Raw genomic sequence first — 23942 nt, 5'->3', positions numbered from 1 at the left:
CTTTCTCTATGCCCAAGTCCACATTCCAGGACTATCATCAAGATGGTCGGTAACTAGGCGCCCAATAGCATCAATTTGTTGTAAATCTTGTTTTGATAGTTTTACATTTCCAGCTTTGGCATTCGCTACAGCTTGTTCAGCATTTCTGGCGCCTACTATTGCATTACTTTGAGGTTGAGCTATTAACCAAACTATAGCAAGTTGAGCAAGTGTACAATTATAACTTTCTGCTTCTTGACGCAGCTTTTCTAATGCTTGCAACGCGCGTTCAAAGTTTTCACCTTGAAATAGTTTATTATCGGCGCGGTTATCACCTTGTTCAAATTTGTGTCCTTTTTCAAATTTTCCTGTTAATAATCCTTGTGCTAGGGGTGAGTAGGCAATGATAGATATTTGATTTTCAACACAATAAGGCGCCGCATCTTTTTCCACATAACGCCAAAATAATGAGTATGGAGGTTGTAAACTATCAATACGCCCGTACTGACTTGCTTCTTCTAGCTGTGCTAGCGAAAAGTTAGAAACACCTATTGCCCGTATTTTCCCCTGTGTCTTTAATTCGTTCAACGCTCGCATTGTTTCTTCTATTGGCACTATTTCGGTTTTGAAGGCGCCGGAAGGCCAGTGAATTTGGTACAAGTCTATATAATCAGTTTTGAGGTTTTTAAGTGAATTATCGCAAGCTTCTATAACTTGATTGTACTTAAGATGGTTGGCGAATACTTTGGTGGCATATTCTACTTGGTCACGTATATTAGATAATGCTTCGGCAACTATTCGTTCGGAGTGTCCTTGTCCATAAACTTCTGCTGTGTCGATGGTTGTAATGCCTGCATCAACTGCCGCACGTATTGCTTTTATTGAGTCTGCATCTTCTATTCCTACCCATTGTTTTTTACCTGCTTGCCAAGTTCCCATGATAATAGGTGTTATATTCACATCAGATGTTCCCAAACGTCGCTTTTCCATTTTTCCTCCTTTGTATCTCTTTGAATACTGCCTTAGATAGTTACTTAATTTATCTAGCTGTAGATTCAATTAAAATGAAAATTTATGATGGTGCTTATGGAATTAACTACAAATATTCATGCTTTAAAGGAATGGGCTGTAGCTATTCAAGCTTTGGAAGCTGGTGATACTGTGATGCTACTTCGCAAGGGTGGTATTAACGAACAAGGTGGACGTTTTCGAGTTGCCCAAGAACAAGTTCTACTGTACCCAACTTATGAACACCAACAACCTTTCTTACTTAAAACAGAGTATGCTGACCGTGTTGTTCCTGTAACATCTGGTTGGCATCCAGAAACGGTAAGGATTGGTAGCTTTGCTCAAATTACTCATGTGTTCCCAGTTAGTGATGCCCATATTGTTAACCAATTGTTACCTTTTCATATTTGGAACGAAAATTTTTTAATTGACCGTCTTAAGTGGAAACCTCGTCAACCTTTATTTGTGCTGCTGTTACGTGCGTATAAGTTAGCACAAACAGAAGAAGTTCCTTACCGTGATTCATATGGTGGTTGTAAATCTTGGATTGATTTAGAGCGGTCAATTAGTATTAAAAATGCAATACCTGTATTATCTGAATCTACTTATCACCTAACTGTAAATGATATTAGCAGCATTATTGGTCAGGACTTATGCATAAAATCATAGAAACCGGGTTTCTTTGTTAAAGTTTGTAATAAAAACAATGACTTTACAATAGAAACCCGGTTTCTTTAGGTTATTACAATTTCGGCGCCTCTTCTTCAATAAAAAACATACATCTTTGTCCCCCAACATGGTTTTCCCGTTTTTTTCCGGTTCCTGCTTGTATGTTTCGCAGTGCTACATAGCGCTTCATTAACATTCGCAGTTGATCCGGTTGTAGTAATTTGGGAAATTTGTTAATTGCAAGTTCAAGGTCATCGATATAAGACGCATTATTAGAAAATGCATTAAATTTAGCTTCCATCCATTTTGATGAGCTAGTTAGCAAAGTGTTAACTTCCTCTACACGACGTGCTGCATCAAGGTGTCTTACTAAATAAAGTAGTCCATAATTATCAAATTTTTGAAAGTCTACTTCTTCCCAAGTAGTATCTTGCTGATAGTGCTGAATAATCAAGTTATGGTAGAAGCTAGCATCACACCAAAATTCTCCACTACGTTTTTTATCTAGCAAATAATCTCGTAGCGATTGGTGAAAGATGCAATAAGTTTCGTTTTCTATATATAAAAACTTGTTTAATTTGTCTAAGTAATAAAATATACTCTCAATCCTTGTAAAATTTATTAACTGTTCTTGTGTTAAAGGTTGTTGTGCTGCGGATAGTACTCCCAATATATACTGATAATTCTGCCGCTCATCTATATTAATGTTATTGAGGAAGCTATGGTAAATATCATCTATACATTTTGGTAAAGCTTCTGTGTTATCTATGAATTCCTGTGTAACAATATTGTCTATTAATAACTTAGTATATAAGAAATTACCTTTTGCCCAGTTGACAATTTGACTACTTAATGTTCCACTTGTGACAGGCGCCTTATCGAGTATATTTTGAAAATCTGGTTGTTTTAATCGCTCCTCAACATACTGCCATATATCTGCCTGATTCTTCTGCGATGTATTCTCTATATAATACGGTGTAACTGTTGAGAATTCTCGTAAAAGCGGGTCTCGTGGACGAGATGTCAAGATAAAGCGCACAAAAGATGGTAAATCTAAGTTCGATAATTGCGCGAATAGTCTAATTATATTTTCATCTCCTGTAATTGCAGCTTCATACAAGGAGTCTATAAGGATAACTATATTAGTCGGCTGTGGCTGTAATATTGTTAAAGGTCGGCGAATAAGTATTTCGAGTTCATTTTCTGGGTCGTTTGGCGCCAGATTATCAATGTAAAGTTGAGTAATTTGACTTTCTGTCATCGACGAGTCAATACTATTGACTGCTGATAGTAAGTCAAGTGGTTTAACTGTAGTTGCTAAAGCTTGACCATAGTTTGGTAAATTTCCTAACTGTATAGCCAATGACCTTAAGATGTTGCTTGATTTTGTAGTTTCTACATCCCCAGCTTGACAAAAATGATACGCGGTTATGTAGCTGCGCTGAATCAATTGAGTAGAAATACTACTTATACCTACCCCTGATTCCCCAGTCAGGATAAAAAAACGCTCACTTGTATTTGTTAACCAGTTGTCTATAAGTTCAAAGAGCCAATTACGCCCAGTAAAATCTTCTATATAGGTTTTCATTTTATTTGGATGTAAAATAATAAGCTGTCAATACCTCATAGGTATGATTGCTCGATATGATATAAGGTTAAATTAACATAAGTTGGTTTATAAAGTCCCTGGCTGTTAGTCGAGTAAGTTGGTACAAGCAAAATAGCCTACTTTACGTTTTCGTAAAGTAGGCGAAGAATTTCTGTTGTTATTAGAGTGATGTGAGTTAACGTCGCTCTACATAATTAAGGTGTTTGACCTGGTATAGGCGCCGGATTTGATTCGGGTGTTTGACCTGGTATGGGCGCCGGATTTGATTCGGGTGTTTGACCTGGGATGGGCGCCTGGTTTGTTTCAGGTACTGTGTTTGGTGCTGGCACCTGCTCCGGTTGAGTTGTGGGGCTTGATTCTTGTTGAAGTTTTGTTGCGATGGTTTTGCGTAAGCTTGATGGTAGAAGCACGCGGTTGACTGCGTGAATCACACCATTGCTCGCTTTGATGTCAGCTTGGGTAACGCTAGCATCGTTTACAATGACCCTCTGACCAGTTTTGCGAACTGCTACTCCACCACCAAGAGTTTTGACCGGACCACTTCTTAATTTGTTGGCAGGAACTCTACCAGCTACAACGTGATATGAAAGCACTTGCCGTAACAAGTCTTTATTTTCAGGTTCGAGTAAAAGCTGTAAGGCGCCTTGAGGTAAGGAAGAACTAAAAGCTTGGTCGGTAGGCGCGAAGATTGTAAAATTACCGTCAGAGAGGGTGTTAGACAAACCTGCTGCTTCAACAGCTTGGGCAAGAGTTGTAAATGTACCACTCGATTGAGCTACTTGCAGTAAATTTTCATTTGCCGCATTTGTTGGAGTTTTGGCTGGTGTGGATTGATTTGTTGATGGTTCAGTCGTGTTGCTGGGAGTATCTGTAGTGGTACCAGGAGATTCTTGGGTGTTTGTTGGCGCCGAAGGGTTTGGACTTGTTTGTGCAGTAACTGGTATTGCTAACGCGCTAATACCTATGATAGTAGCAGCAATCTTGGCGGAATTTATAAATTTGTTAAACATCATTACACCGGTTTGTAATTAAACACGCACAATATTCAACTTCGTAATTAAACACGCACGGTAATCAACGTAGTTAATTTTTGTAAATATTTCCTCTAGCAAAAGTAGTATTTTTTATGTTCAATATTCAATTGCTCCCCCGTATAAACGCTCAAGTTTCACGTCAAGATGGTAAACAATATTACGTTGATGCTGATGGAAAAAGTTTTCCGAGTGTGACAACAATATTGAATGCTACTAAACCCCAAGAAGACCGTGATAGGTTAGCTAATTGGAAAACACGCATTGGTGTAGAAGAAGCGACTAAGATTACAACAAAAGCTAGTCGTCGTGGTACTCAAACACATAAACAGATTGAACGTTATTTACTTAACCAAGACCCTGTTTGTCCTGAAGCAAGTCTTCCATACTGGGAAAGTATTAAACCTGTTTTAGATAAAATTGATACTGTAAGATTAATTGAAGGTTCGGTTTTTAACTACAATTTAAATTATTCGGGTCAAGTTGACTGCGTTGCCAGCTATGAGGGTATAAATTGTATTTGCGAGTGGAAAACTGCTGATAAACCAAAAGGTTCTGTAGAAAGACTATACGAATATCCATTGCAGTTAGCAGCATATTTAGGTGCAGTTAGCGAATCTTATCGCGAGTATAATATTGAAGTAAAACATGCGCTTTTGGTTGTGGCTATTCCCAATAGTCCTGCTGAAGTGTTTTGGTTTGACACCGAAGCGATAAAGCAATACTGGTTGATATGGGAGAAACGAGTTAAGGAATATTGGGAAAAGAGAAAATATTGGCAATTATAGTAGATAAATGTCTCTACTGTTCTTATATCTGTAATATAAATGAATAAAAAGGAAAATCTACAACAAACGGCGCCTGAAACAACATCTTCATTATTAATAACTTTAGCACGTGGCGCCAGTAGTGCTTTAGCTGTACAAATATTAAATGCTGCTTTAAATTATGGGTTTCAAGTCTTTTTAGCGCAGACTATTGGAGCTACAGAATATGGAGTGTATGAATACGCAACGACGCTAGCAACTTTCTTAGCTTTTCCTGCTAGTTTGGGTTTTCCTACGACTGTGTTGCGGTTTATTCCTGAATATATTATTAAACAAGATTGGGCACATTTAAAGGGAATAGTTACGGGTAGTTGGCTACAAACACTTATTGCTAGCTTAATAGTTTCATGCACGAGTACTGGAGTATTACTTCGGTTAGAAGTATATTATAAATTAGAAAATACCATAGCTTTGATTATTGGCGTTTGGGGAGTTCCTTTCCTAGCTATTGCAATTTTACAGCAACAAATGGCAAGGGGTTTGCATCGGATTATTTTAGCATTGGCGCCATATATGGTTGTTTACCCAATCTTATTTATGGTTATAACGATGTTATGGAGTGTGGGGCATTCTTTAACATCATATAATGTACTGTTTTGTTCAATACTATCTTTACTCATTGTTACAGTTGGGCAATTGATTTTATTACGTCTGAGTTTTCCTAGAGAAATTAATTATGTCAAGTCAAGTTATGCATTGGGTCAATGGTGGAAAGTAGCATTAGTGGTAATATTTCTCGATGGTTCTAACGTGATTTTGAACCAAGCAGACACGCTAATGATTGGTGGTATGCTAGGAGTGAAAGCAGTGGGTGTTTACGGCGCCGCTTTTAAAACGTCACTGTGGGTAAATTTGTTGCTAACATCAATCAATTCAATTGCAGCGCCGATGTTTGCTTCATTATATGTGAAAGGTGATATGGTTGGGCTGCAAAAATTAGTATCGACCAGCGTTAAGTGGATGTTTTTTCCTGCCCTTGCAGTTGGTTTGGGAATGATTATTTTTGCAGAACCTGTACTGCGAATGTTTGGTGAGGAATTTGTCAGCGCGAAGTTTGTATTAATAGCTTTGATTTTAGGGCAACTAGTTAACGTGGGTGCAGGTTCGGTGGGGTATTTGTTGCAGATGACTGGACATCAAAATCAGTGTGCGGTGGTTGTGGGTATCAGCGCACTCGTTAATATTGTACTGAATTTGATTGGTATACGCACTCTGGGAATTTTAGGCGCCGCATTAGCAACAGCGTTTTCGATGATGCTATGGAATTTATGGTTACATCGCTTGGTAGTCAAGCATTTGGGTATTCGTCCTTCGATTGTTGCTGCATTGTTAACACCCTGTATCAATCGTTGAATATCCAAATATTAATATTGCTAGGGTTATAATGATTATTTTAATCCATAAATAAATATTATCTTTTTTATTATTATGTAACGCTGGGAGTATTCCTACTAGAGTTCCGATTAGCGCACCCATTATTAACCATGCAATAGAAGGTTCTTTTATACCTATAAATTTTAGTGGAGATACGAATAAATCCAAAATTACGATAAAACAAAAACTAACTAAAGTTAAAAGGTAAAAAAGTTGACCTGATGTTATAATTATTGGTAATAATATTAAAATAGAAATTATTATTAAATGAACAAAGTTACCGAAAAAATCAAAAATTTTTGTAACAAAATTTACACTTGTAAACTTTGGCAATATTATAATTATTAAACACCCAAACAAAGTTAGGATAAAATTAGGCTCTAAGTTTGTGATTAAAGATATAAGATTATTGTTTGTATTATTAAGATAACAAAAACTTCTCAATTGTACTAATGAAAATGAATTGACAAATCGAATTAGTCCAAGACTGCATCCCGCAAAAAAAGCATAGAAAAAAGAAATAGATAATATATTTTCCCATCTTGTTGGAATTTTGAAAAGTATGGGAATCGAATATTCGCCGACGTTTGTTTTTATAATAATTTTATCTTCATGCGAGCCTAACTGCATTAATCTTGTATCAACTTTTAAATTTATATAAAATTTTGAGCTTTCAAATATTGTCGGTTTTATTTTAATATGCTCTGGCCCAAAAGAATATGCTTGAGTTGAAATAGTACCTTTAATTCTACCTGTAGGTGGTTCGCAACTTACTTTTATTATCTCATCGAATTTAACTTCATCACCTTTAATAACGCCTAAATTTAATTGAGCAGGTTCTAAATAAATCTTAAGTTTTGTAACTTTGTAATTAATATCAATTCGACAATCATAGTCAATATCTTCCAAATAAATATTAATAGTACCTTGATAATCTCCTGGTAATGTGTAAAGTGTATCTATCTCAACAAAAATTGATTTAGTAGTAAGTGAACTAAAAGACGTGTTCATTATAGTTATACTAGGAACATCTCCTTCAATTGTTATCTCACCCCAAGCAAAGCCACGTCCATTATTGCCTATTTCTAAATAAACTTGTTGTTGATATCCAATTGGAATTGTACCAAAGTCTAGTTTATTTGGTTTTACAAAAATTTTGGGGTAAGGGTCGATTTCTTCTGTGCTTTTACAAAGTTCTCGTACAAACATCTCTAACCCTCTGCGTTTGTCCTGTTTATACTCAGATACAAACTTCGTTGATATGCTTGCTAAATCTGTTCTTCCTAAATGTCCTACAAACCATTGCTCAAAATAGTTAATAAATAGAAATTCCGTAGCTTTTTCAGGATATTTGTCGCATAAAGCAATTAATTCTAGTACATTAGACGCTTCTTCGTCATTGTTAAATTTAAAACGTATTAATTTCCAAGCTTGTGCTTGACTTGCTTGTAAAAACTGATAGTCATCGTTGCTCAGTATTTTTTTATCTGCCCATCGCAGTGCATCTTCTAATGCTTTTCCTTGTAATAATCGCGAATCATCCATACGTTCAGACATTAGCCAAGCATTTATTGCTTCAGCGTATGGTCGTAATTTCGCCAACTCCTTGTTAATCCAAGTCTGGTCAAATACTACTTGATAAATACGGTTATAAACTTTTAGCTTGTTTTGTTTTTCAACAACTAACCCAGATAGACGTAGTTCCATTTCTTCTAGATTGTCATTAGGTGCAACTTCGTCGTTTTGCAAAATATGTTGATATAAGCCTAATAATCTTCCAGCGCTCTCGCTTTCTAAAATTCTATCGCGGATTGTGCGTAAATGTGCTTGCTCATCTTGATATTCCCAATCATTAATCACGCGAGCTTGTACCAAGTTTTGGATTGATTCCGCTTCATTACCTGCAATTATATATGATTGTGATTCATTAACAAGTTTACAAAGTCTGTGTGTAAGATATGGTTGTCCTCCTGTCCAATTTAATATCTGCGTCAATATTTCTAACGGGTTATCAACTTTTCCTTCTAACCCTTTTGCTAAAGGGTCTACTTCGTTCAACTGAAAACCATTAAGTTCAATTGCTTGACCGATATTAAATGGTGTACGTGTTTTATCTTTGATTAAATCAGATGGAGTCGCTACTCCTAAAAGTGCAAAAGTTAGGCGCCTATATTCCAGGTTATCGGCACGTTGATTAAAACAGTATCGAATGAAAGCAAAAAAATCATCTATTTTAAACTTAAGACTAATAATGCTGTCGATTTCATCTATAAAAATTACAATTTTTTCATAATTATAATTGATTAAAATTATTTCAATAAATTTATTAAATTTTTGTGTTGGAGACAAACTTTTGTAACTAAACCACCAATTGTCTAAATTAAAATTATCTGCTAAATCTAATTCATTAATTAAGCAATCTATTAAATCAGTGTACCATTCCTCTAAAGAAACATTAGTATTGATGCTAATATCTATTGCAGCACAAAGAATGCCTTCCTCTTTCAACCGCTGCATAGTTCTTACCCGAAGACTAGATTTACCCATCTGCCGCGAATTAAGAACATAACAAAACTTCCCTGCTTTTAGTGCTTGGTAAAAATCCTCATCTGCTTGCCGTGTTACATAAGTCAAAGATTCAGCAGGTAAAGTGCCTCCATCTTGGTATCCGTAATTTCCTTGAAATACTGCATTCATGAATTAACCTCTAACCTATCTTTAAAATAAAGGCGAAATAAATCACATAAAATCTCAACGGAATTACCTTTTGATTTTACTAACCCCATATTTTTCAATTTTGATGCATTCTTAGCATCTATTTTTACTGGAGTATTTGCATTTACTATTTGCTGAAGTGCTTCAAGTAACTCTTGATTATCTTCTAAGAAACTTAAATAGCGCAGTAAGTAGTCACCGTACAAACCTTCTTCAGTAGGAGCAGTTTCAAGAAATTCTTCAAGTGTGATTTTTTTATATGCAATTTGCTCCAATGCTGTCAGTACTAAATAGGGATGACCACCTACCATTCTCATCAGTTGTTTGACTTGTTCTTCATCCCAATTTAATTTATATTTTTGTACTAACTGAAAAACTTGCTTCTGACTTAATTCTTGAAGTTCGACGTTCTTGCCAACATTAAATGGGGACTGATTTTGAGGTAGATAAATATTATCTTCTCTGGAGTAAGCTAGTATTAATCGTAATTTTTGCCAAATTGGCTTTACCTTCGCGTCTTCATGCCAACTACGTAGTAAGGAAAAAAAGTCGTGAGCAGTTGTTAAGTTAGAAAACAGTAAATCAACATCATCTAATCCTAAAATCAAAGGGTTATCAATTGATGCTAATAAATATTTTTCAAAATAATTACTGCAATTCCTTTTTATACCTCTTGTTTGGCGCCAATATTCATCTAGCTTATCTGACAAATTTATTTCATCAGTAATTTTAGAACAAAACCACTTTAAAAATTGTTCTGAATCGATAAAAACATTTGAGTCTGCTTGCTTAAAATCTACTCTTACAAATTTATATCCTTTTTGATTACCATAATTTAAAATGTGCATCATTAAGTATGTTTTTCCCCATTTTAAAGGAGCTTTTACTCTAATTAATGCGCCTGGTTTATCAATTTCTTTACAGCAATCAGAATAGAAACTAGAATCCAATAAATAATCTTCTGATTCTGTTAATAATTCTTGATGTGTAGCGTGCAAATCTTGTTTTTTATCGGAGCTTGGTAATGTTTTAGAATGAACACTTTTTTGTGGAAAATTATTTAAGTCTTCAAGTAACTTTTTAATGTTGAGTAATTCCTCATGATTTTTCTGTACATTAGTACTTGTCCGAGACTGAGACAAAGTTGTAAAGATGCGATAAAGTAACTCATACTCTACTACTTCTTCTAAAAAACAGTCAGATATTTTTTCAAATAAGCCACTTTTTTGGTGCTTTAGCTTTTGCTCATAGATAGCTACGGGGCAGTTTTCTAGCGCTAATGGTAGTAGTTTATCTATAAGACTTGTAGAGGTTGAACAATCGGCTCCAGCTTTAGATGCTAATAGTTGCTCAATTTCTGTTAGACTAAAAATAGGTATACTGCTTGGGTTCTTTTTAATCAAAAGTAACTGTTTTTTTAGAGAGTCAATTTTATGTTGTAGATTATGAATATCAATATGGTTTTGCTCTGGCTTATAGGTAATTAGTCCGCGATAATTAGCTTGGGTAGAATTACGTTTGAGTTCTTCAATACATTCGTTTGCAATATTTTTTTGTGCATTAATAAAACATTTAGCAAGTGCCGAAGCTAAATATTGATTTAATTGATGATTATTTCTTATTTTTAAAATGAAAGTTTCTAAATGTAATACTTCTTCAATTACATCATAAGCTACATTGGTTAAACAGCCTTGCCAAACAGTATTAAACAGTGCCACCATACATGTAGAAGAAATAATATCCATCTTACCTCCATTTGGTGTTCTGCCACTGCCATTGAGAATTTATATTTATTTATACCAATAAATACCAAGACCGTCTGTTTTATTTATTACAATAATCGAAGTTTAAGTTTTTTACTTTAACTATAGTTTTAAAATCCCCCTAACCCCCCGCATGAAAGGGGGGTTGGGGGGATTAAATACGTATTGAATTTTACTTTTCAAACATCTTCTAACACTGCTAATACTGCTTTTGGTTGTAATTTGTCTTTGAACCAAACTATGCGTGCGGGTACGTCGTTTAATTTTACACCTGCTTTTTCTAAGTTGAGTCTTTCAGAAATAGCCAGTATTAAATTATTACATGCTGAACGTCGCACTTGAGAAAATTTCTTCTGTAGATATTCTGGGCGCCAGTACCCTACAATTTCTAATAAGTAATCTCTACCGTCAGGATGAACGAGACGAAAATCGGGAATCATGACACTACCGGGAATGGGAACTAAATCAACTTCACGTTCTAGTTTCCATTCGGTTTTTAATGAATCCCATTTATCAGCAAACGATGCTTCTAACATGCTATCGTATGGTTTGCCAGGTGGGTAATGTGTAACTAAACCACAATCTGCTGAATTCAACGCAAATCTTCCGATTTTCCAAGTATCGTTGTAAGTATCGCGGACTTGTAATGTTGCTGCTAGACTCCATTTCGTGACGTGAAGTATAGCGGGAATTAATTTAGCTATAGCAAGACCATACCGTGTACTCGGATTAAATAAACTAACTGGCCCATCAATAGTAATAGTAAACCCGTGGTCTGAGTCACCTTCGATATAAGCCATTAATTGAAATAATTTTAAGTACCTAAATAATAACTTGTACTCTCCAGGGTTGTTACGATGTGCGTTGATAACTAGCTGACTCGCTTTGTAAAATATCCCCTGCACTTGTGACAAGTTGTATCTATGTATCAAAGCTTCAGGATTTGGTTCCTCAAAAGCTGTTAAAATCCTATTTTCTGACAAATCGGCATATAACCCTGATTTTACCTGTTCGGGTAACACCTCGCGTTCAAGTTCTTTAGTTAATACATCAGCTACATATGTAAGTGTAGCCTGCGTTTGATTTCTACTAGGAACAGATAATGCAGCACGTGCGAATACACGTTCGCGTAGTAAAAGTGGGTCAATGGGACTGACTATTTCAAAATTGCAAAAGCTGCTTTTAAGAATATAAGCTAATCCTCGCTTCACACGGTAATCAGTACTTTCCCCCTCTAATTCAGACAATTGTCGTTCTAAATCACCTTGGGTTTTACCTCGCATACTGAGAAAACAATTAATTAGCTCAGTCGCTAACTCCAAACTTTTCGATTCAATTTTCAAACGTTTAGGTATAATCTGTTCACCATTTTGGCGATAAATAAGTAAATCAGTTGTTAACATGGTCAATACCGTAGGGGCGGGTTAACCCATATCCTAAAACTGTATAACTATTTCGTAAACGTTTGATGATACAGTCATACCAAATAATGTTTGGAAACTAACTCTATCTTATCATCATAGTTGTTGATTTTTTACGGCATATTGCCGTATATAATAAAAATGTAGGCTTAAGCTTATTTTCTATGAATGATACAAAGATAGCTCGACTAGAAGCGCGCGTTAATCCTGAGATAAAAGCTTTATGGCAAAAGGCTGCTGACTTACAGGGAGTCACGTTAACAGATTTTGTCATCGCGAGCGTTCAACAAGCAGCTTGCAAAGTTATAGAGCAGCATCAAACGCTCAAGCTAAGTTTAGAAGATGCTGAAGCTTTTGTAGAAGCCCTAAAGCAGCCAGCGATACCAAATGATGCTCTGATTGCAGCAGCTTTACGTTATAAACAGGTGATGCAAAATGGTATTAACGATTGAGTTGCTCGATAGTAAAAGGCATAATCGTTCAGTATTTTCCTGTGGAAACGATAGTTTAGATAACTACATACGTAAATCCGCATCCCAAGACCTCAAGAAAAAAGTTGCTACAGTGTTTGTTTTGATTGATTCACCAAGTACTGATATTATTGCTTACTATACTTTATCTTTTTATACGCTAGATATTAATAATTTAAACGAAGCTTTTGCTAAAGGTTTACCTCGCTATCCTTTGCTTCCTGCTATTTTACTTGGTCGCCTTGCTGTTGATAGTAATCGGCAAGGTCAAGGTTTGGGAGGGGTCATTTTAATAGATGCTATGAAACGCGCGCTTAGAACGACAGAGCAAGTTGCATCCGTTGCTGTAGTTGTAGAAGCTATAGATGAAAATGCAGTTGCTTTTTATCAAAAGTATGGTTTTCAACAATTTAAGGAATATCCCTTTAAGCTGTATCTGCCTGTTAAAGCAATAGAGGAACTTTGTCAACGTTTTGATATTTAACTTTATTGAAGTAAGTAAGGGCGGGCAAGGATGCCCACCCCACAAGAGTTAATTTAGAACTAACTAGTTAATCATCTTTTTTATTTGGTGACCGTTTTTTATCATCGTCATCATCGTCATCGTCATCGTCATCGTCATCATCACCTTCGTCGTTGCTGCCACCATGTGGACGGGAGTTACCTGGGTCACATCCTTCGGCGCCGTTTCCGATACCTTGGTTACAGGGACGTTTAGGTTTTTTGCGCTCTGAGTCATCATCGTCATCATCGTCGTTGCGCGATTCAATTTCGGTTTTGTTTCCTCCACCAACATACTCAGAAGAAATGTCGCTAACTTCACCTTTGCTAACCAATGCTTTGTAAATTAAAGCACAAACTTCGGCGCGGGTTGCGACTTTATCAGCATTGAGAGTTTCGATATTTGGATAGTTAACGACGATACCGCGTTCGGTAAGGGCAGCAATAGAAGAGCGAACATCACTACGAATGGTAGTAGCATCGCTGTAAGCTGCTAATATTGCTTCGGTTGAACCTGTAACTGTGTAATTCAAACCGCGTGCTATTGCTAGCATTGCTTCTAGACGCGATAAACCTTGGGTTGGTTTAAATTGACTACCAGAACTAGTTAAAAATCCTGTTTGATAAGCTTCGCGAATTGCATTAAATGCCCAGTAACGCGAGGAAACGTCGCTGAAGGAAGCTACTTTGCGAACTTTCGCTTTTTCAAATGCTTGGGCAATCATTGCTGCAAATTGGGCACGAGTTACTTGTTCTTCGGGACGGAAAGAACCATCGGGGAAACCTTCGATAACTTCCATTGCTGCTAACTCGGCAATAAAATCTTTTGCCCAGTGATTTACAGATACATCCGAGAATTTAACTTGAATACCGTTTGCAACACCTACTTCACGATAGTCCATCATCTTTTGACTGACATCGAAAGTTGAGTCATCGCTAACTTCATTCACTTCCACCAACTGACTTGGCGCCGCTTTGAGTGCTGAAGCGAGATTTGTACTAGAAGCACTCACAGACTGTCGAACTAGCGCATATTCACCTTGGGTAAAAGATGCAGGATAAACGCTGCGACTGGCAACTGCTGATAATCCTTCAATTTGGAATTGACTGACATTTACTTGCTGCGAACTTCTTAAGAAAGTAACGCGCTGTTCGTTTACTTGGGTAAAATAATCGTAAGTTGTGCTACCTGAGTCAATGGCGCCATCAAAATTGGTATCTAAACCATAAACGGTGCGAACAACTTTATAGCCACTGGGATTATTCGACAAAATCAGATTAACAGCAGTATTTGCCGACAAACATTCAAATTCGCTGTAGCCGATAAAGCGATTTTGAGTATCATACAACCGGACAACAATTCTGTCGCCAGCTTTCAAACCTTTAACAAATTTGGCTTTTTGTTGGATTTTGTACTTATAATCACCCAAAAAGCGTTCTTTGAGATAACTCTTACCGCGTTTACCTTTTATAGAAACGCGCGCTATAACTTCTTCAAAACTACCTGACGGTTGCAGAATTGCCAGACTGAAACCGGGTTTTTTGCTTTTTACGTCAACAGTTGCAGCACTAACTTGCATACTACTGCGACTAACAGCATTTATATTTGCTTCATCCTCACGACTAACCGCAGTAGTTCTGGCAGCGAGTACTTGACTGCGACGTTGAATAGTAGTAGTGCGACTGCTAATTTGTTCGTTAACAGTTCGTGTTTTGAGAATTGTTGCAGTCACTGACTGACTTGATGTTTCATCAATTTTGGCTATACTGCCAGATTCATTAGTACGATAAACCCAAGCTTGGGTACTGCCAGCAACGACGACTTGCCAACCAGGAAGCAACGTTTGTGAACAAACTTCATCGGATTTTAAACCCAAACAGCCATTAGACCAAGTAGTCTTTTCGGCTCTAAGAACGCGCAAAGAAGAAACTTCTACATTTGTGCGCTGAGAAATATCTTTAAAAACAGATGTTTTAACGACTTCCGGCAAATCATCATCATCGTCATCGTCGTCGTCATTGTCATCGTCTGCGCTTGCTAGTACTTTTGATTCTTGCGGATTAGTAGATTCTTCAATGCTGGTAGGCAACCCTGATGCTGTATTTGCAGAAGCTATTGGTGAAACCATTGCCACATAGGCAACTGCAAAAATAACTTTGCTAAAAAAAGCCAAGAAACTTTGATTTTGGTTTTTCATCCTACACCATACCGAATTAATAAAACTCCAAGAAGCGATAATCACTTCTTGTCCTAGTTATCCCGTGTGGCGCCTTAAACCAAACATCAAACACAAACCCTTAAGCAATTTTCATAAATTATGTAATTATACATAATAAAATTATGGTGGGCACTGCCCACCATACGTAAGTATTTTAAAAATTAGGTGTATCTCCTGAATCATTCCATAAACCTAACTGTTCAGCAGCGCGCGGAGTTTTCTTTTGCCCAGTACCATACACAACCTTTAAATCTCCTTTCTTCTCCCCCTCTTTGCTTTGAGTCCTTTGTGTTCTTTGTGGTTCATTCCTTCTTCTTGCGGATGTTCCTTCCTCGCTAGTATCTTCCGTCACCACCTCATATAAAATCGCTTGCTTATTAGCTTCCTGACCCTTTCTCAACACCCGCCCCAACCTCTGCGTATATTCCCGTACAGACCCAGTGCCAGACAAAATAATTGCTATTCGTGCAGCAGGCACATCCACCCCTTCATTCAACACATGAGAAGCAACCAAACTCTTAAACTCACCTTCTTTAAACTTAGTCAAAATCTCATGTCGTTCCTTCACAGGAGTTTGATGAGTAATCGCAGGAATTAAAAATTCATTAGAAATTTTATACACAGTATTATTATCAGCAGTAAAAATTAATATCCTGTCTGGATAATGCTCTGCTAACAAATCGGTGAGAATTCTAATTTTACCATCAGTACCCAAAGCAATCTCCTTCGCTTCCCGGTGCGCTAACATCGCTTTGCGTCCAGCTTGCGACCGAGCGGAAGCCATGACAAAATGTTGCCATCCTTGAATGCTGCCCAAAGATATTTTTGATTCTCTTAAAAAATCGTTGCGAATTTGCATTAATTTATTATATCTTTCCCGCTCATGCTGCGATAATTTCACCTTAATTTGGACGATTTCGTGTTCAGCTAAAGCTTTCCCTGCTAAATCTTCCGCGCGCTTGCGATAAACCTCCTTACCAATCAAAATATTTAAATCAGCGTGTTTACCATCGGTACGTTCAGGAGTTGCCGATAAACCCAGTCGATAAGGAGCAATAGCATACTCCGCAATTACCCTATTAAAATCAGTCGGTAAATGGTGACATTCATCGAAAATAATTAGCGCGTACATACTACCTATCGTTTCCGCATGAATTGCGGCACTATCATATGTCGCTACTAATATAGAACTTTTATCGCGCGAACCTCCTCCTAATAAACCCACATCCGCATCTGGAAACGCTGCTTTAAGATGCGCGTACCACTGATGCATTAAATCTAACGTTGGCACCACTATTAATGTAGTTCGTGGTGTCGCTTGCATTGCCATTTGCGCTAAATACGTCTTTCCTGCTGCTGTTGGAAGCACAACAACACCTTGCCTACCTGCCAACTTCCACGCTGCTAGCGCTTCACTTTGGTGCTGGTAAGGTTCCATTTCAAGACTCGCTACCAAGTCCACCTGGTAAAACGCTTTAGCATCATCGTTAAAAATAGTATTCTCCGCTTGTAGTGATTCGACAAGCGCGCGGTATTGAATCGCGGGTATACGGAATTTTTCTACCCGGTCATCCCATGTGGCAAAATCCATCCAACTTCTGCCCCTAGGTGGTGGATGTAAAATCAATGTGCCACGATCAAAAGTTAAAGTAGGGGTGCGAGCCATTTTTCGCGGTGAGCGTTGTTGTATCTATTTATTACTAATAGCGCAAAAGTGGCAACGGATGATAAACGGATATAACGGATGATTTATACAATTCAGGAAGTCTTTTTAAGGTACCATAAATAATGGTTACTATTTTCACAAAATAAATAATCCCTTACATCCGCTCTCATCCGTTGCTAATTCACGTTTATCTATCGGCGCCAATTTAAAATAGTATCAGGTGAAAATTACCCCTTCCCCCTCTTCAGGCATGAAGCTACCATTGATTCGACGACAGATTAATCTTGGTTTAGGGTTAACGCTGTTACTAGTTATTTTTAATGCAGCGCTTTCCTATCGTAATACTTTGAAAGTAGTTCAGAATGAACGGTCGGTTGCTCATACACATGAGGTAATTAGTACACTTGAGAAAACTTTGTCTATGCTTAAAGACGCGGAAACTGGGCAACGTGGTTATTTACTTGTAGGTGATGACCGTTATTTAGAACCTTATAAGACTGCTATTAATACAGTTAATCAACAAATTGCTGGTTTGCAGCAGCTAACGAGCGATAACCCTCAACAGCAGCAACGGATTGTTGATTTAAAAAAGTCTGTAGATACAAAGTTAACTGAGCTTGAAGGTACTATTGATATTCAGCGAACTCAAGGACAACAGGCTGCTTTGCAACTACTGCGAAGCAATCGAGGTAAGCTGATAATGGATAAAATTCGGCGCCAAATAGCTTCGTTGCAACTCGAAGAAAATAAACTGTTGCAGCTACGTAATGCTGAGTCTAAAGCTAGTATTGATAGTACATTATTATCTTCAGTTATAACGAATAGCGTAAATATACTAGGAATAGGAATTATTTATTACTTATTTCGTCGTGATAGAATTCTTCGGCATCAAGAGCAAACTAAGCAAAATCAGCTTTTCTCTGAGTTGCAGGCAGAACGTAATCGTTTGGAAACGATGATGCAACAATTACCTGTAGGCGCCGCAATAGCAGATAATGAAGGAAAATTAATTCTTGGTAACAAGCAAGCAGAAAAGATTTTAGGACACGCACTTGTTGCAACAGAAAGTATGGATGATTATAGCGAATACCAAGCTTTACACCCAGATGGACGACCCTACGAAGCTCATGAGTATCCAATGGTTCGCGCTTTGACCACAGGGGAATGTGTTGTAGATGAAGAATTTAGGTATCCTCAACCCGATGGTAGCGAGAAAGTTGTATATATTAGCTCTACACCTGTTCGCGAGTCTAATAAAATTGTTGCTGCGGTTGCAACGTTCTATGATGTTACCCAGTTAAAAACAACCGAAGCAGAATTACGCAGCAGCGATGAGAAATTTCGCCAGCTAGCAGAAAGCATTCATGAAGTTTTTTGGATTTTTGACCCACGTAACGGCCAATTAATTTATGTTAGTCCCGCATATGAGAGAATTTGGGGACGCACAATTGACAGTCTTCAAAATAATCCTATGGGGTGGAGTGAGGCTATTCATCCAGATGATAAACAGCGTCATGCAGAACTACACCGAGAAAATATACATCGTGGAACGTTAAATATAGAGTACCGGATAATTCGTCCAGATGGTGAGGTGCGCTGGATACAAGACCGAGGTTTTCCGATTCGCAATCAAGAAGGAGAAATTTATCGAGTTGCTGGTATAGCAGAAGATGTCACCGAACGCAAGTATAAAGAGGCAGAAATTCAGCTACTTAATGAGACATTAGAGCAACGAGTCCAAGAACGCACTTTACAATTACAAGAAGTGAATTCTGAAATGGAGGCTTTTGCTTATTCAATATCTCACGATTTACGGGCGCCGTTAAGAACGATGCAGGGTTTTGCTCAAGCTTTACAAGAAGACTACGCTGACCAACTTGACGAAATTGCACAGGAATATATTCAATATATAACCGAAGGCGCCGTTCAAATGGATGCTCTCATCGCCGACTTATTATCATACAGTCGTTTAACGCGCGTTCAAATAGAACTACAACAAGTAGATTTGAATAGCATCGTCCAAGAAGCATTGAAACAACTTGGCGCCTCTATCAAAGAAAAACATGCCTTAATTACAATAGACACGTTACCATCAGTAATGGCGCATCGTCCGACATTGATGCAAGTAATTACAAATTTAATTAGCAATGCCATTAAATTTGTAGAACCAGCAATACAGCCAAAAGTACATATATACGCACGCAAACAGCAAAATTCGGTATATTTATGGGTTGAAGACAACGGTATAGGTATTGCACCCGAACACCAAGAAAGAATTTTCCGTGTTTTTGAACGCTTACACGGTGCAGAATCTTATCCAGGTACAGGTATCGGTTTAGCTATTGTACGGAAAGCCGTAGAACGTATGGGCGGCAAAGTTGGGGTAGAATCACAAGTTAATAGTGGCAGTAGATTCTGGATTGAATTGATCAAAAGGGTGTAGGGGCGGGTTTACCTATATCCTGGTAAATAATTGAAAATATCGGTGAACCCGCCCGTACACTATATCCTGGTAAATAATTGAAAATATCGGTGAACCCGCCCGTACACGTATTAGTAGTAAAATGCTCCATGTCTTAGTTATTGATGATAACAAAGCAGACCGTGCATTGGTAATTCGAGAACTAAAGCGCGAATTTGCTCAAATTGAGATTCAAGAAATTCTTGATGAAAAGGAATTAGCTGCTGCTATCACAGCAAAACAATTCAATGCTGTTGTTACTGATTATGACCTACGTTGGACTACTGGACTTGATATTTTAAGAACTGTTAAACAGTTATACCCTTACTGCCCTGTAATTATGTTTACTGGTACAGGTAGCGAGGAAATTGCCGTTGAAGCAATGAAGTCTGGATTGGACGATTATGTTCTCAAATCGCAATCTAAGTATATTAAATTACCAATCTCATTACGCATTGCGATTGAACGCTTAGAAAATCGACGCTCTTCTGAGTTATTAGAAATTCAGTTGCGTAGATTACTCAATCAGTTGCAGATAGGAACGTTTAGGGCAAACAGTAATGGCAATTACATTGAAAGCAATACAGTTTTTCTCAAATTGCTAGGCATAGATAATTTAGCACAATTACAAACCAGAGATATACTGAACATTCGCGAATACTACTCAATCTTAGAAGAGCTACCAGAACCACAGCAAGAGCTAGAAATTGAATTGCAACGTCCTGATAGTACATTTATTTGGATAGCTTTAAGTATAACTATGAATGAGATTGATAAAGAAAAGGTACTTGATGGCTTGATTGAAGATATTACTACACGTAAGCAAGTTGAACTCGAAAGACAGCAGCTAAACTCAATTTTAGAACAGCGAGTAATTGAACGTACTGTTGAACTCGAAGCTACAAATCGTGCGCTAGATGAAACAAATCAAAAGTTAATCATTGCAAACCAAGATTTAGAAACATTTAGTTACTCGGTTTCTCATGACTTGCGCTCACCACTACGTGCAATTCAAGGATTTGGTACAATACTGCAAAATCAACAACTTGAGCCAGAGCGTCAAAAACAATATTTACAGCGTATTATTATTAGCTCACAGTCTGCTTTCAGACTTATTGATGATTTGTTGACGTACAGCCGTATTAGTCGTAGCGAGTTACCATTAAGACTTATTGATTTGTCTTGTGTAGTCGCAGAAGTATTAATGCAGTTAGAATCAACAATACAGCACAGACAAGCAACAGTACAAGTCGAAGAACCTTTACCTGAAGTGATTGGCAATTATACCATTTTAATTCAAATTATTTCTAACTTAGTAAATAATGCGATAAAATTTGTTGCTCCCGAAGTTAAACCTGTGGTGCGAATATATACCGAGTACACTTTTAATAAAATACGTCTCTGGATAGAAGATAATGGGATTGGAATTGCTCAGAACTATCAAGAGCGTATATTCACTGTATTTACGCGCTTACATAGCAATGACGAATATCCCGGTACTGGTATCGGTCTAGCTATCGTCCGTAAAGGCGCCGAGCGTTTGGGCGCCCATGTTGGTGTAGAATCACAGCCAGGACAGGGTAGTCAATTTTGGATCGAATTTAGTGCTGAGTGCTGAGTACTGAGTGCTTAGTAATACTCCTAACCCCTAACTTTGAATAAATGAGTAGTCAAGACACTATATTATTGATAGAAGACAATCCTAAAGATGTTTTGTTAATGCAACGTGCGGTTCGTAAGGCAGGAATTGCCAACCCGCTACAAGTTGTTAACGATGGTGATGCCGCAGTACTGTACTTATCGGGACAGGCGCCTTATAATGACCGTAATAGTTATCCTCTACCTGTGCTGATTTTACTCGACTTGAAACTACCACGTCGGTCAGGGGCTGAAGTTTTAATGTGGTTACGACAACAACCTGGTCTCAAACGCTTACCTGTTGTTGTTCTGACTGCTTCTCAAGAATATATAGATATTAACAATGTTTACGACTTAGGTGTAAATGCTTACATAGTCAAACCTGTTGCTTTTAATGATTTAGTGGAAATAGTTAAAACTCTCAATTTACATTGGATAATTTTTAACGAAAAACCACAAATCACTATATGACTAACAACAGTTCTTTAAATATTCTTAATCTTTATATAATTTTCAAGAATTTTTAAGAATTTAATAAATTTTAGATTATGCTAACCATATGATAATTTTTATATATTAATTATTGTTCACATTTATTTGTTACGTTTAATTTAAAAAGTCTCGTGTTTGTTTTCGCACATTGATGGTGAGTTGAAAGTGCGTATTTTACTTATTGACGATAACTACGATGACCGCTTACTCATAACTCATGCACTCGAACATGAATTTCCAGAAGTAGAACTTCAAGAAGTTTTTAGAGCGCAAGACTTAGAAAAAGCTTTATCTTCAAGGCAGTTTGATTTAGCGATTACTGACTATGAACTGCGCTGGACTGATGGTTTGACCGTGGTGGGAGCTATTAAAAGTTTATACCCTGATTGCCCAGTAATTATGTTTACCGCAAGTGGTACGCAAGAAATTGCTGTGGAAGCGATGAAATTAGGGTTAGATGATTATATTTTAAAATCTGCTCATCATTACGTTCGTTTACCTGCTGCCGTTAAATCAGCTTTAGATAAAGTTGAAGCGCAGCGTAAAGTCGCAGGGTTAGAATCAAGATTACAAACGCTGCTCGATAATTTAAATGTGGGAATTTATCGTTTAGGTGAAGGTGGGGTATTACTCGAAGCGAATAAAGCATTTTTACGACTTGCTGGCTTTAGTTATATCACACAGAATGCTGAGATATTGAGTAAATTAGAGTTCAACGGTACACGCGATAGGGAAATTATCTTGCGTTACGAGAATGATATCCCAATTTGGGTACGAATTAGTCAAACTGTCACAACTAAAGAAGGCGCCGTTATTATAGATGGGTTGATGGAAGATATTAGCTTATCTAAGCAGCGTGAAGCAGAACGTTCTAGAGTCATGGCAGAGTTAGCAACTGCGAAAGAGGAATTAAAAAGGCTTTTAGGAGAAGCATGTGAAGCTAACCGTATTAAAGACCAGTTTATCGCAATCGTGTCGCATGAACTTCGTAGTCCCTTAACTTCAATCTTGGGATGGGCAAAAATACTCAGAAGTGGAAAAGTCAGTGAAACAAAGCTAGCACAGGGTTTGGAGACTATTGAGCGAAATGCTAATCTCCAAAACACGCTGATAGAAGATATATTAGATATTTCGCGCATTATTCAAAATCGATTACGTTTAAACAAGCAACCAATTAATATAGCAGCGATTATTCAAAGTGTTTTATTAGATGTGAAACCGCGAGTTCAAGCAAAATCCATTACTCTTGAGTCTAAAATCGGCGCCGAGGTTGGTAGAATAATGGGAGATGCAGCGCGGTTACTGCAAGTTATTTCAAATTTGGTCAATAATGCCATTAAGTTTACTCCGCAGGGTGGACATATATTTGTCGAGTTGCAACAAATTAATTCTTCTATCCAATTTACAGTTAAAGATACAGGAATTGGAATAGGCGCCGATTTTTTGCCACATGTATTTGAACCCTTCCGTCAAGCAGATAACACTAAAGCACGCACACACAATGGTTTAGGTTTAGGTTTGGCAATAGTACGTAATTTAGTTGAAATGCATAACGGCGCCGTCAGCGTGAAGAGTGAGGGTATCGGCAAAGGTGCTACATTTACAGTGGAGCTTCCTATATATAGTATCCCTAGTCAGGAAATAAACGAATCGTTAGAAAAATCTAAGCAAGATGAAGTTGAAGAAGTTCCATCACTTTCTGGAATACATATATTAATAGTGGATGATGATAAAGATACACGCGAGTTACTAGCTCAAATAATTGAGGGGTATGACGCAAAGGTTACGACTACTGCATCTGCCTCTGAAGCATTATCCGTACTACTTCAATTAGAACCTGATATATTACTATCGGATATCGCCATGCCACAAGAGGATGGTTACTCATTAATTCGTAAAATTAGAAGTCAACCTGGAGATATACAGCGTATCCCAGCTATTGCTTTAACTGCTTTTGCACGTGAAGAAGATAGAAAACAAGCATTAGAAGCAGGTTTTCAGCAGCATCTCGTTAAACCCGTTAACCTTACAGAGTTAGTTAGTGCGGTTTGTAGGTTGGGTATACGCGCCAATCTCAGATAATCATTGTTGGGTTATCA

Annotated in this window: 17 protein-coding genes; 9 read left to right on the top strand and 8 right to left on the bottom strand. The window is 37.5% G+C overall.

Translation table 11 applies throughout. The annotated features are described in order from the left end of the window. Positions 1–6: 6 nt before the first annotated feature. On the bottom strand, positions 7–969 hold the full coding sequence (locus DSM106972_RS18540; RefSeq protein ID WP_127082087.1) for an aldo/keto reductase: 963 nt from the start codon (positions 967–969) through the stop codon (positions 7–9). An 87-nt stretch (positions 970–1056) separates the two neighbouring features. Here DSM106972_RS18540 and DSM106972_RS18535 point away from each other — a divergent pair, with 87 nt between their 5' ends. Next, on the top strand, positions 1057–1656 hold the full coding sequence (locus DSM106972_RS18535; protein WP_127082231.1) for a DUF1802 family protein: 600 nt from the start codon (positions 1057–1059) through the stop codon (positions 1654–1656). Between the two features lie 73 nt (positions 1657–1729). On the opposite strand, the gene DSM106972_RS18530 is transcribed toward DSM106972_RS18535, so the two are convergent. Further along, positions 1730–3244, bottom strand: a complete 1515-nt coding sequence (locus DSM106972_RS18530) for a P-loop domain-containing protein (protein ID WP_127082086.1) — start codon at positions 3242–3244, stop codon at positions 1730–1732. A 215-nt stretch (positions 3245–3459) separates the two neighbouring features. Continuing rightward, a complete protein-coding gene (locus DSM106972_RS18525) occupies positions 3460–4278 on the bottom strand; it encodes a fasciclin domain-containing protein (RefSeq protein WP_127082085.1) in 819 nt (272 codons plus the stop codon). A gap of 113 nt (positions 4279–4391) precedes the next feature. Here DSM106972_RS18525 and DSM106972_RS18520 point away from each other — a divergent pair, with 113 nt between their 5' ends. Beyond that, positions 4392–5084, top strand: a complete 693-nt coding sequence (locus DSM106972_RS18520; protein ID WP_127082084.1) for a PD-(D/E)XK nuclease family protein — start codon at positions 4392–4394, stop codon at positions 5082–5084. Positions 5085–5123: 39 nt separating this feature from the next. Continuing rightward, on the top strand, positions 5124–6476 hold the full coding sequence (locus tag DSM106972_RS18515) for a flippase (RefSeq protein ID WP_127082083.1): 1353 nt from the start codon (positions 5124–5126) through the stop codon (positions 6474–6476). Here the strand turns inward: DSM106972_RS18515 and DSM106972_RS18510 are convergent. The 3 genes from DSM106972_RS18510 to DSM106972_RS18500 all read right to left on the bottom strand — a co-directional run bounded on the left by DSM106972_RS18510 (position 6453) and on the right by DSM106972_RS18500 (position 12378). Beyond that, a complete protein-coding gene (locus DSM106972_RS18510) occupies positions 6453–9194 on the bottom strand; it encodes an AAA-like domain-containing protein (protein ID WP_127082082.1) in 2742 nt (913 codons plus the stop codon). The two genes, DSM106972_RS18515 and DSM106972_RS18510, sit on opposite strands and share 24 nt — an antisense overlap. Next, complete coding sequence (locus tag DSM106972_RS18505; RefSeq protein ID WP_127082081.1) at positions 9191–10957, bottom strand: AAA-like domain-containing protein; 1767 nt, start codon at positions 10955–10957, stop codon at positions 9191–9193. The genes DSM106972_RS18510 and DSM106972_RS18505 overlap by 4 nt, the downstream gene beginning before the upstream one ends. A 197-nt stretch (positions 10958–11154) precedes the next feature. After that, on the bottom strand, positions 11155–12378 hold the full coding sequence (locus DSM106972_RS18500; protein ID WP_127082080.1) for a DUF790 family protein: 1224 nt from the start codon (positions 12376–12378) through the stop codon (positions 11155–11157). A gap of 182 nt (positions 12379–12560) precedes the next feature. Here DSM106972_RS18500 and DSM106972_RS18495 point away from each other — a divergent pair, with 182 nt between their 5' ends. Then, positions 12561–12848 (top strand): type II toxin-antitoxin system TacA family antitoxin, encoded by a 288-nt coding sequence (locus DSM106972_RS18495; RefSeq protein WP_019491336.1) that lies wholly within the window; start codon positions 12561–12563, stop codon positions 12846–12848. After that, the gene (locus DSM106972_RS18490; protein WP_127082079.1) at positions 12832–13350 is read left to right on the top strand and encodes a GNAT family N-acetyltransferase; all 519 of its coding nucleotides are present in this window, start codon (positions 12832–12834) and stop codon (positions 13348–13350) included. Before DSM106972_RS18495 ends, DSM106972_RS18490 begins: the two co-directional genes overlap by 17 nt. A gap of 67 nt (positions 13351–13417) precedes the next feature. On the opposite strand, the gene DSM106972_RS18485 is transcribed toward DSM106972_RS18490, so the two are convergent. Beyond that, positions 13418–15565: an S-layer homology domain-containing protein gene (locus tag DSM106972_RS18485; protein ID WP_127082078.1), complete on the bottom strand. Its 2148-nt coding sequence runs from the start codon at positions 15563–15565 to the stop codon at positions 13418–13420. 175 nt (positions 15566–15740) lie between these two features. Next, positions 15741–17252, bottom strand: coding sequence for a DEAD/DEAH box helicase family protein (locus tag DSM106972_RS18480; RefSeq protein ID WP_127082077.1), 1512 nt, complete (start codon positions 17250–17252; stop codon positions 15741–15743). Positions 17253–17472: 220 nt separating this feature from the next. Here DSM106972_RS18480 and DSM106972_RS18475 point away from each other — a divergent pair, with 220 nt between their 5' ends. From DSM106972_RS18475 to DSM106972_RS18460, 4 genes are all read left to right on the top strand, one after another. Then, on the top strand, positions 17473–19695 hold the full coding sequence (locus DSM106972_RS18475; RefSeq protein WP_127082076.1) for a CHASE3 domain-containing protein: 2223 nt from the start codon (positions 17473–17475) through the stop codon (positions 19693–19695). A 121-nt stretch (positions 19696–19816) separates the two neighbouring features. Continuing rightward, complete coding sequence (locus DSM106972_RS18470) at positions 19817–21331, top strand: sensor histidine kinase (RefSeq protein WP_127082075.1); 1515 nt, start codon at positions 19817–19819, stop codon at positions 21329–21331. 44 nt (positions 21332–21375) lie between these two features. Next, a complete protein-coding gene (locus tag DSM106972_RS18465; protein WP_127082074.1) occupies positions 21376–21822 on the top strand; it encodes a response regulator in 447 nt (148 codons plus the stop codon). A 186-nt stretch (positions 21823–22008) separates the two neighbouring features. Next, entirely contained in the window at positions 22009–23925 is a 1917-nt protein-coding gene (locus DSM106972_RS18460; RefSeq protein WP_186538425.1) for an ATP-binding response regulator, read from the top strand. The last annotated feature ends 17 nt before the right edge of the window (positions 23926–23942 follow it).

This window comes from Dulcicalothrix desertica PCC 7102 (assembly GCF_003991905.1).
Taxonomy (GTDB): Bacteria; Cyanobacteriota; Cyanobacteriia; order Cyanobacteriales; family Nostocaceae; genus Dulcicalothrix; species Dulcicalothrix desertica.
The sequence above is the reverse complement of the archived record's forward strand: the minus strand, read 5'-3'. Positions and strand labels throughout refer to the sequence as shown.